Consider the following 10,817-nt stretch of genomic DNA (forward strand, 5'->3'; position numbering starts at 1 on the left):
CAAACAAAATCGCAACTTTTATTTAATATCCTCTTAATACATTGAAAATGAAAAGTGTGTAAGTGAAAATTTATTTACAAACATTAATATGCATTCTTAAAACCATCTATAAAGTTGGAAAATAGACCTACAAAAAGAAATTCCACACTAAACCAAAACGAACAACAAAATCTCTATAAGGGTATGATGGCGCTGCATAATCACTATTTCCTGTGAAAATTCTAGTCATATTTTCTAACTTAAAGAATATTCTAGTCTGCTTTACTTTCGCATTAAAGAAATAGTCTACACTATATTGATTATCTAATTGGAATGAGTTTTGCACTACATAATCCCCCAAAATAGGATCGTAAGCATTAGGGTTAAATTTAGTGAAATAGTTAAAAGTAAAACCAGTTTGTAGAAAGAGAGCCTTCTTAAATAGGTAATCTTCATAATAAAGAGAGTTTCTTGTAAGAAAATCTGGAACTCGAAACACTTCTTCCCCACTACTTACGTGTTGATACATCAAGGTATTATCTAGCTTAAAGCGATTGTAGGCAAATACCTTATTTACTTTTAATTTTAAATAATCAATTTTTTGATTGTATTGAAACGGTTTAACCAACGTATCTGCACTACTTTCTTGGTCTGGGTTATCTGTAAACCCAAAATAAGTATGATTATTAATCTGAGCAAATAAGACTTCTGCGTTAAGCAGCTTCTCGGACTTTAAAGCTATTTTGATTTTTTGTTCTTCGATATTCTCAAAATCATTGCTCCAATTATAATTTACGTAATCACTTTGAAATAAGAGGTAATTAAAATCTGGTGTTCTACTTGTTGTTTGAATGTTTGCCGACAGTCTGTTTTCTTTATCTAAACTATAACCTGCTTCACCGTATAAATTAGATCCTGTGTACTCTCCGTTAACATTTGCCTCTATATTACCATATACGTCAAATCCTTGAATTCTATTTTGATATTCTGCCCCAGCTGAAATTATATCTTCTTGAATACGATTAGGAATAATGCTGTTATCTAAAATGAGTTTTGATTGGTAACCGTAATTAAGGTTATAATGCTTGGCCCTAACACTTAGCTTTCCTAAAATTTTATTTTCATATATACCTTTAAGGGTATTAGATACGTTTTGATATTCTGCTTCATCTCTTAAACCTGATGTTTCAAAGGCTTCACCAAAGCCTGCAAACGCGACACTTTGATTGAAATGATATTCTTTATCTGTAAAATTTAGTGTATGCTCTAATTTTACAGAGTTAGTAGACAAAGAATCTTTTGGAGCTACTATTGCATAATCGTGTTTTAAGAAAAAACGTTTAGCTAACAAGATGGATTCAGCATCTTGAAAATTAACTTCTAATAAGTTTCGCTCACTAAAATCATCTGCTCCAGATTGGTATTGAAGATTGGCTAATGTGGTTAAGCCTCCATTTTCTTCGGTAGATAAGTCTTGAGATACAAAATGTGTTTTTAATTGATAGCGTTTATTCTTTGAATGGTAACTTCCGCCAAAGCGAAAACTACCTTGACTTGTTAAATTGTTTTGGTATTTCCCTAAAGACCTTAATCCTTTATAAGCAATAAAGAAATTAACTTGCGGACTAATATTGGAGGTGAAAAAAGCATCGAGATTTTGTCCTTGTTCAAAAGTGGTTTTAAAAAATAATTCAGTTAAAGGTGTTGGTACATTATAATAGAATATATCGTCTACCTCTAAATAAGGATATTGCTTTGCAGCTGCACCAATACCTGGAACCAAATTATCATTATCTAATTGATAAGCTAACTTGGTATAAGATTGCCCTACGTTGGAATACGGTAAAAGTTCGAAATTATCTTTTCTTAAGTAATTAAACTTGTAGTCTTTATATATAGTAAGCGTAGTATCTACAAAAGTGGTATCATTTTTTACTGAAATGATTTTATAATCTGTAATAGGAGGTTTCTCTCGGTTATCGACAACAGTTTTATTATCGCCAAGTTGATTAGAACTTGTACTCCCATCATTATTTAACCTTAAGTCTTGGGCCAAGGTGATTATAGGTAGTACTAATAGTATTAAAAATAGAGTCTTTTTCATGGAGCACTTTAAGACCACAAAAGTATAATTTTTTTAATCAATTTAATTTATCTTAAAAAGATAGCTATATACTGTCTTTTAAATATGATAACTTTGCCGTTATGTTAGACCTTCAGTTTACAGATGATAAAGTTGAATGCGGCACAGACGAAGCTGGTAGAGGTTGCTTGGCAGGTCCTGTGACTGCTGCTGCTGTAATTTTAAAAAAAGATTTTTCTAGTTTAATTTTAAACGATAGCAAAAAACTGTCGCTAAAAAACAGAAATCTTTTAAAAATACTCATTAAAGAGAAAGCCGTTAGTTATGGAGTAGCTCATGTGATGATGAAAGAGATTGATAAAATCAACATTTTAAATGCTTCAATTAAAGCTATGCATTTATCTATTGATTCTCTTTCAGTAAAACCTGAGTTTATTTCCGTTGACGGAAATAAATTTCACCCATATCTAGATATCGATCATGCTTGTGTTATTAAAGGGGACGGCAAATATCTAAATATAGCCGCAGCATCTATCTTAGCAAAAACAGCTAGAGATGCTTTTATGGAGGAAATTCATGAGGAATACCCTATGTACAATTGGAAAAAAAATAAAGGGTATCCTACTAAAGAACATCGGGAAGCGATAGAAAAATACGGTATTACAAAGTATCATCGCAAAAGCTTTAAATTATTTCCTACACAGCTTTCTTTAGAAATCCCAAACCCATAAATCACATATTTTTATATTTGTTTAACAGACTAGATTATTAAAAATATATACATTTATCCTACAATCGTCTTTATGAAAAAACTACTTCTACTTTTTATATGTATCTCCTTTTGGTCTTGCGAAGAAGAAGAAAAAAAACCTTCAGATCTTCTTAATTTTGTACCTCCAAATACAGCTGCTATTTTAAGTACAGATAATTTAGAAGAGTTTAGTAAAGAACTTCAGGATAATTCTTACCTATCAAAAAACAAAGAATTCCCTTTATTTTCATTCTTTAGCAATGAGTTTACCAACTTAGAATACATTAGTGTAAATGATAAAAGTTTACTTTGCTTTAGTAAAATTGGCAGAAAAGAGGTAGCACTAACTTTAATTAGTAAAGAAACCCCAAAAATTAAAGACCTCTCTAAAATTGCTAATAAAAAAGTAGAGAGTTATACGTATGACGAGATTACTGTAAAACATTATACCTTAGAAAATGTAGAAGCTTATGTTGCTAACCTAGCTTTTTTGCACGTAGTTAGCACCTCAAAATTGGTTTTAGAAAATATCATAAGAATATATAATGAGCCCATTCCTATAGATCCTACATTAAAAAAAATATATGGGGTCGCAAATGATTCTCATGCTTCTCTATTCTTTAATTCTGCAGGAGTGGTAGATATCTCTCAAGATTTTAGCGTTAAGTCTACTGGTAACTTTCAAAATTTTACAGATTGGAGCGTAGTAGATATTGATGTAAGTACCAATGCTATAGAATTACACGGAGTTACACAATCTAACCCTTCTGAAAAAAGAATACTTTCTCTATTTAAAAATATAGACCCGTTAAAAAGTACTATAGCCGAAGTAGTTCCTTTAAATGCTATGGGATACATGAGTTTTACCTATGATAGTTTTGAAAAACTAGAGGAAAATTTAAAAGAGTATCACCAAAAAGTAATCACAGAAAACCCTCAAGCTGCACTTTTTCAATCGGCTCAAGAAATTGGTATTATTTATCAGCAAGAAAAACCTGTTGTAGTTCTTAATTCGATAGATGCCACCATTACCGAAAATGCCCTTATAGCCAATCAACAAGTGTTTGAAGAGTTTAGAGGTATACCGATTTATACGTATGACCAGCCTAAAAGTTTTTCACAAACCTTTAGTCCGTTAATTCGTATTCAGCAATTAAAGTACTACACAGTATTAGATCATTATTTCGCTTTCGCGGAAACCTCTAGTGCACTAGAAAATATGATCTCCAATTATCAAAACCGAACCACTTGGAGCTCACAAAAATCTTTTCAGAGCACGTTAAGTAAGCTAAGTGATGAATCAAGTTTATTAATAGTTGGATTTAATGAGCAGTTTTACAAAGCATTAAATACTTCCGTAAAGGAAAATATGCAAGAGGCAGTAAAAAACCTGAAGGTTAATGATTATGAAAGCTTTGCTGTTCAATTTATATATGATAAAAACTTTGCTCACATTCATGCGATCACTCAAAAGGCAGATGCACAAGAAACCACCGTTGGTAGTAAGCAAATTTCTAGCATTAAAACAGAAAAGAATATTCAAGGAACTCCTTTTCTATTTACCAATTGGCGAAATAAGCAAAAACAAATTATAGTACAAACGCAAGATAATTTCATTAAAGCATATAATAGTCAAGGACAATTAAGTTGGAAAAAAGAACTTGACGGAAATATTATTGGAACCCCTCAAGAAATAGATATCTACAATAATGGTAGAATTCAGCTTGCCTTTACCACTCCGCATAAATTTTACATTATCGACAGAAATGGAAACAGTGTAAAACCATTTCCTATCGATTTTAAATCGCCCATCACACAAGCGTTGGCTGTTTTTGACTACTCTAACAATAGTAAATATAGATTTGTAATTGTACAAGACAACAAAATAAGTATGTGGAATAAGGAAGGGAAACAAGTAAAAGGTTTTAAGTTTTCTAAAACAACCTCAACCGTTACACAAACTCCAAAACACATAAGAATAGGTTCTAAAGATTATATCGTTGTTCCTGAAGAAAATGAAACGCTACATATTTTAGATCGTGTAGGTGATGCACGAGTAAAAGTAAAAGAGAAGATAGATTTTTCGAGCAATGAATGGTATTTGTATCAAAATAAATTTACTTCTACCGACCTTGACGGAAACTTAATTCAAATCAGCGAAAGCGGGAAAACCAGCAAAAAAAATAAATCTTTTACTGAAACTCACCGAATAGATGCTACCACAAACTCTTTAGTAAGTCTTTCTGAAAATGAACTTGTTATTAAAGGAAAAAAAGTGAATTTAGATTTTGGCCTTTATACAGCTCCAAAAATATTCTACATTCATAATAAAATTTATGTTGCCATAACCGATACTCAAGCGAGTAAAGTATATGTTTTTGACAGTCAAGCTGAATTGCTTCCTGGTTTTCCAGTATATGGAAATTCAGAAATTGAAATAGAAAATATTGATGCTAAAGGAAGTTTAGAATTCATCGTAAAAGGAGAAGATGATAGTGTTCTCCTTTATTCGCTCAACTAAAGTGATTCTCTTTCAACAGTTACCACTTTTGACCCTTGATGCAAAGTTTTATGAACAGGACATTTATTAGCAATAGCGATAAGTCTTTTTCGTTGCTTTTCGTCAAGCTCGCCATTCATCACTATGTGTCGAGTAAACACATCTTTTAAAACTTCCTCTTCTACTTCTTCTTCTTTGGTATGAGAGATATGAACTTCTACTTTTTGTAAATCCCATTCTTTTCTTTTAGCATAAAGCTGAAGTGTCATAGATGTACAAGCGGCAAGTCCTGCCGCAACCAGCTCATAAGGATTAGGGCCATAATCATTACCTCCTATATCTATGGGTTCATCGGCTACCATATAGTGACTACCTACTTTCATTTGTGTAAGAAAATTATCCTCTTTAGACAAGCTAGAGACTACCTCATCTTTAGTAGATAATTTTGCTTGCTGCGGAATCTCAACATAGCGAGAGGCCCAACCTGCAATTACTTTTCCTACATATAAAGAATCTTTTTTATTGGACAGTAAATGATCTGCTCCATCTAACGAAACAAAACTTTTAGGGTGAAATGCGGCTTTGTAGATTTCTTCTGCATTATTGATGGAAACTGTAGCATCTTGTGGTGAATGCAATACAAGAATTGCCTTTTTCTGCTTCGCTACAAGATCTAATAAAGATTGATTTTCTAGATCATCTAGAAACTGTTTCTTAATGGTAAATGGTCTTCCGCTAAGTAAAACATTCGCCACCCCATTTTGTGAAATTTCCTCTACGCTGTCTTGCAGTAATTTTTTAACATGAACTGGCTCACTTGGCGCTCCAATGGTTGCTATAGCCGTTATGCTTTCTATTTCGTTTGCTGCAAAATATACTGCTGCCCCGCCTAAAGAATGGCCAACTAATAGTGTTGGTGCTTTGTAGTTTTCTTTTAGAAAATCTGCTGCAGCTATTAAATCTTGAACATTACCAGAAAAATTGGTTTCTGCAAACTCTCCATCACTTTCGCCTAAACCTGTAAAATCAAAACTAAGAACACCAAACCCTTGACTGGTTAAAGCATTGCTTACATTTTTTATGGCAAGCAAATTTTTAGTACAGGTAAAGCAATGCGCAAAAATCACAAAATTATGAGGATCTTGATCTAAAGGAAGTGTTATTTTACCTACTAATTGCTGATTTTGATGATTTTTGAAAGTTACTTTTCCAGGTTTCATATTTTCTAGTCTAAGTTTTACTTATAAGAAGTCGAAATAAAAACTGTATCCTATCAATATTACAAACCTTTCTCTAGTTAGTTTGTAACTCTGCTTCAAATAAAGCGCTAAAATGTTTAAGAAGTTTTTCTTTTACTTCAAGCATTGAAACTTCATTTTTCCCTAACTCAACATTTAAAGAGGTGACTGCTTTTCCTTTTATACCACAAGGAATAATATGATCAAAGTAGCCTAAATTAGTATTTACATTGAGTGCAAAACCATGCATGGTTACCCACCTGCTTGCACGAACTCCCATAGCACAAATTTTGCGTGCAAATGGTGTTCCTACATCTAACCAAACTCCTGTTTCTCCTTTGCTTCTTTCTGCTTTTAAGCCGTATTCCGCTAAGGTTAAAATTACCATTTCTTCAAGAAGGCGTAAATATTTATGAATGTCGGTAAAGAAATTTTCTAAATCTAAAATAGGGTAACCTACAATTTGTCCAGGGCCATGATAGGTGATGTCTCCTCCTCTATTAATTTTATAAAAGGTTGCATTTTTATGCGCTAATTGTTCTTGGCTTAGTAATAAATTACTCAAATCTCCGCTCTTACCTAAAGTATAGACATGAGGGTGTTCTACAATAAGCAATGTATTTTTGGTATGTTCTTGAGCGTCTTCTCTTCGGTTTCTAACCTTTGTATTTAAGATCTCTTGAAAAATTTCTTGTTGATATTCCCAAGTTTCTTTGTAATCTCTTAACCCTAATTCTTGAAGCTGAACCAAGTTATTTTTCATGAAGCAAGTCTTACTTAATTTAAAAAGCAAAGGTACGATTATTCATCGTACCTTTTAAAAACTTCAAGTAAATACAGACTTAATAAATTATGATCTTTTGTAGTGTTGTTTGACTTTCGCCTTGTATTTGCAAGAAGTATGTCCCTTTGATTAAATTAGAAATATCTAAAGTATAAATATTTTGAGCTTTATAAAAAGAAGAAGATTGTACTTTCTGTCCTATTATATTATACACTTCTATTTTATTAATCGAATAATAACTATTTACGCTCACATAAATTTTTCCGTTAGCCGGATTTGGATACACATCTAATTCTTCATTATCTATAATATTAATAGCTAAAGTTACATTAGATTCTAAATAGTCTGGTGTTCCGCTATTGTCGGTATCATCATCGGTAGGGTCTCCGTTATTATTATAATCTTCATCGGCAGTTAACAATCCATCATCATCGTCATCATTATCTTCAAAATTTCTTAGTCCGTCGCCATCGGTATCATCATCATTTAAATTTCCGTTACCGTCTAAATCTTCCACTGCTGTTCCTACCAAATCGTTATCTACATCAATGGTACAAGCTATAACTATTAAATCAAAAGTGGTTATAGAAACACAACCTGAAGTGGCATTCGTAACTGTAACGTAAATGGTTTGTGGCTGGTGTGTATTTGTAAACGCTGAAGGGTTTGCTATTTCATTAACTCCTGCATCTGCATCAGCTTGACTGAGAAAAAAAGATACATCGAACATACTAGGGTTTTGAGCACCTAGCACTACTGATGAATTAAGAGTTAAGTCAAATATGGCAAAGCCTCCTCCAAGATCACAATAAATTAAATCGGGAGTTGGGTTGGCTATAGGAGCATGATTAATGATTAGATTTAATGTAGAAATTGCGCTATTAGTGGTTGAAATCTCTTCTACGCGAGAAAATAACACGTCTCCATTTAACCCTGTATAAGGTGAAGAAATCGCATTTACTCCATTTGCAGCGTCTGCTTGTGAAAAATGATAAGTAACAATAAATAGATTTGGCGATTGAGCACCTAGCACATCTGCATCTGCCATAGTCAAATCAAAAGTAGCAGATCCAGTGATACTACCACTGCAAACTGCTAATGTTGCTGGATTTGCAGTTTGAGCAAAAACTTGAATTTGAATACCTATAAATAATAATAGTAGTAGTTTTTTCATCATAAAGGTTTTAAGGTTAGTTTAAATAGAACAATCCTTTTTAAGAATATCCTACTTTTCTCTAAAAGCTTCTTTTGCTTTTTTTGATTGCTAAAAAGTTTGTAATTATCTTTGCGGCTTCATTTAAATAGAAACTATGCAATTATCTGAACAAGAACTTGTACGTAGAGAAAAACTAGCTTCTCTAAGAAAATTAGGCATCAACCCATATCCGGCAGATTTGTATCCGGTCAACCATACTTCCGTAAAGATAAAACAGGAGTTTGAGGAAGGCAAAAAGGTGATTATTGCAGGGAGATTAATGTCTAGAAGAATACAAGGAAAAGCTTCTTTTGCAGAATTACAAGATTCTCAAGGACGCATTCAGGTATATTTTAATCGTGATGAGATTTGCACTGGCGATGATAAAACCCAATATAACGACGTTTACAAGAAATTACTCGATATTGGTGATTTTATAGGAATTGAAGGAGAGCTTTTTAATACGCAAGTGGGTGAAAAAACTGTAATGGTTAAGAAGTTCGTTTTACTTAGCAAAGCTTTAAAGCCTTTACCTTTACCTAAAGTAGATAAAGAAGGAAAGGAATTTGATAAGTTTAACGATCCAGAAATGCGTTACCGTCAACGTTATGCAGATTTGGCTGTTAACCCTAAAGTGAAAGATATTTTTGTAAAGCGCACCAAATTGTTTACCGCAATGCGAAATTTCTTTAATGACAAAGGTTATTTTGAAGTAGAGACTCCTATCCTACAATCTATTCCTGGTGGAGCAGCAGCAAGGCCTTTTGTAACGCATCATAACGCTTTAGATATTCCATTATATTTGAGAATTGCTAATGAGTTGTATTTAAAAAGATTGATTGTTGGTGGTTTTGATGGAGTTTATGAGTTTTCTAAAAACTTTAGAAATGAAGGAATGGACAGAACCCATAATCCAGAATTTACCGCTATGGAAATCTATGTAGCCTACAAAGACTACAATTGGATGATGGACTTTACGGAAAAACTACTTGAGCATTGTGCTACTTCCGTTAACGGAACTACCGAAGCTACTTTTGGAGAACATAATATTAATTTCAAAGCTCCATACAAAAGAGTAACCATGACCGATTCTATTAAAGAGTTTACCGGTTTTGATATTACTGGAAAATCTGAAGAAGAACTTCGAGCAGCGGCTTTAGAAATGGGATTAGAAGTAGATGAGACCATGGGTAAAGGAAAGTTGATAGATGAGATATTTGGAGAAAAATGTGAAGGCAATTACATACAACCTACCTTTATTACAGATTATCCAAAAGAGATGAGTCCGCTTTGTAAAGAGCACAGAGACAATCCAAATTTAACAGAGCGTTTTGAGTTAATGGTTTGCGGAAAAGAAATTGCCAATGCCTATTCTGAGTTGAACGACCCTATCGATCAACGTGAGCGTTTTGAAGAGCAATTAAAGTTAGCTGAAAAAGGAGACGATGAGGCTACAGAGTTTATAGATCAAGATTTCTTACGTGCTTTAGAGTACGGAATGCCTCCTACTTCTGGTTTAGGAATTGGAATGGATAGATTGATCATGTTTTTAACTAACAATCCGTCTATACAAGAAGTGTTATTCTTCCCACAAATGCGTCCAGAACGTAAAAAAGTAGAATTAAGCGAAGAAGAAAAAACTATTCTAGATTTGCTTAAAAAGGAGTCTCCACAAGAATTGGAAAGTTTAAAAAATGCTTCTGGTCTAAGTAATAAAAAATGGGACAAAGCCACTAAAGGCTTAAGAAAGCACAAACTTGCTAGCGTAAACAAAACCGATGAGGGATTGTTTATAGTCTTAGAAAAATAATAGAATTTTATCCTGAACTTAATTAAAGGGTATTTTATTAAAGAAAAAAAGGAATCATTCTTTACGGAGTGATTCCTTTTTTATTATAGAAAGTAAAATTACACTAACTGAAGCTAATAGGTATAAACAAAATATTATTTCAATATTAAACCTATCATTCAGTATAATAATAGGAAGAAAGCTTACGAAGCTCAAGAAATATCCAATGAACACTGTTTCTATTTCTTTTTGAAAAATAAACACTAGCCCTATTACCCAAAACAATTGTAATATCTGTAAAATTTAGCACCAAATTTGAAACACTATCTACAAAATAAAACACACTTACCATCCCAAAGGGTACAGTTATCCCTTTACCAAAAGGAATTGGAGTCAAAGGAATTGGAGTCAAAAGCAAAAAAATGATTGATAATAATTTTAAAAGAATAATAAATTTTCTTTTCATAACACATAGCTAAATAATTATAAAATACTTAG

At 32.7% G+C, this 10,817-nt stretch carries 8 protein-coding genes; 3 read left to right on the forward strand and 5 right to left on the reverse strand.

The features are described from left to right. Positions 1–127: 127 nt before the first annotated feature. A complete protein-coding gene (locus FT986_RS11220) occupies positions 128–2,083 on the reverse strand; it encodes a putative porin (RefSeq protein ID WP_147865140.1) in 1,956 nt (651 codons plus the stop codon). Positions 2,084–2,184: 101 nt separating this feature from the next. Here FT986_RS11220 and FT986_RS11225 point away from each other — a divergent pair, with 101 nt between their 5' ends. Both FT986_RS11225 and FT986_RS11230 read left to right on the forward strand, forming a co-directional pair. Beyond that, positions 2,185–2,793, forward strand: coding sequence for a ribonuclease HII (locus FT986_RS11225; RefSeq protein WP_147865141.1), 609 nt, complete (start codon positions 2,185–2,187; stop codon positions 2,791–2,793). A gap of 72 nt (positions 2,794–2,865) precedes the next feature. Beyond that, positions 2,866–5,334, forward strand: coding sequence for a hypothetical protein (locus tag FT986_RS11230; protein WP_147865142.1), 2,469 nt, complete (start codon positions 2,866–2,868; stop codon positions 5,332–5,334). On the opposite strand, the gene FT986_RS11235 is transcribed toward FT986_RS11230, so the two are convergent. The 3 genes from FT986_RS11235 to FT986_RS11245 form a co-directional block, all read right to left on the reverse strand. Beyond that, entirely contained in the window at positions 5,331–6,533 is a 1,203-nt protein-coding gene (locus FT986_RS11235; RefSeq protein WP_147865143.1) for a bifunctional alpha/beta hydrolase/OsmC family protein, read from the reverse strand. The two genes, FT986_RS11230 and FT986_RS11235, sit on opposite strands and share 4 nt — an antisense overlap. Positions 6,534–6,606: 73 nt before the next feature. Then, positions 6,607–7,314, reverse strand: a complete 708-nt coding sequence (lipB, locus tag FT986_RS11240; RefSeq protein WP_147865144.1) for a lipoyl(octanoyl) transferase LipB — start codon at positions 7,312–7,314, stop codon at positions 6,607–6,609. A 79-nt stretch (positions 7,315–7,393) separates the two neighbouring features. Then, complete coding sequence (locus tag FT986_RS11245; RefSeq protein ID WP_187248619.1) at positions 7,394–8,509, reverse strand: T9SS type A sorting domain-containing protein; 1,116 nt, start codon at positions 8,507–8,509, stop codon at positions 7,394–7,396. A 136-nt stretch (positions 8,510–8,645) separates the two neighbouring features. On the opposite strand from FT986_RS11245, the gene lysS reads away from it, so the two are divergent. Further along, a complete protein-coding gene (lysS, locus tag FT986_RS11250; protein ID WP_147865146.1) occupies positions 8,646–10,340 on the forward strand; it encodes a lysine--tRNA ligase in 1,695 nt (564 codons plus the stop codon). 154 nt (positions 10,341–10,494) lie between these two features. On the opposite strand, the gene FT986_RS11255 is transcribed toward lysS, so the two are convergent. Continuing rightward, positions 10,495–10,785 (reverse strand): hypothetical protein, encoded by a 291-nt coding sequence (locus FT986_RS11255; protein ID WP_147865147.1) that lies wholly within the window; start codon positions 10,783–10,785, stop codon positions 10,495–10,497. Positions 10,786–10,817 lie beyond the last annotated feature (32 nt).

It is taken from the genome of Mesonia sp. K4-1 (assembly GCF_008017825.1).
Taxonomy (GTDB): domain Bacteria; phylum Bacteroidota; class Bacteroidia; order Flavobacteriales; family Flavobacteriaceae; genus Mesonia.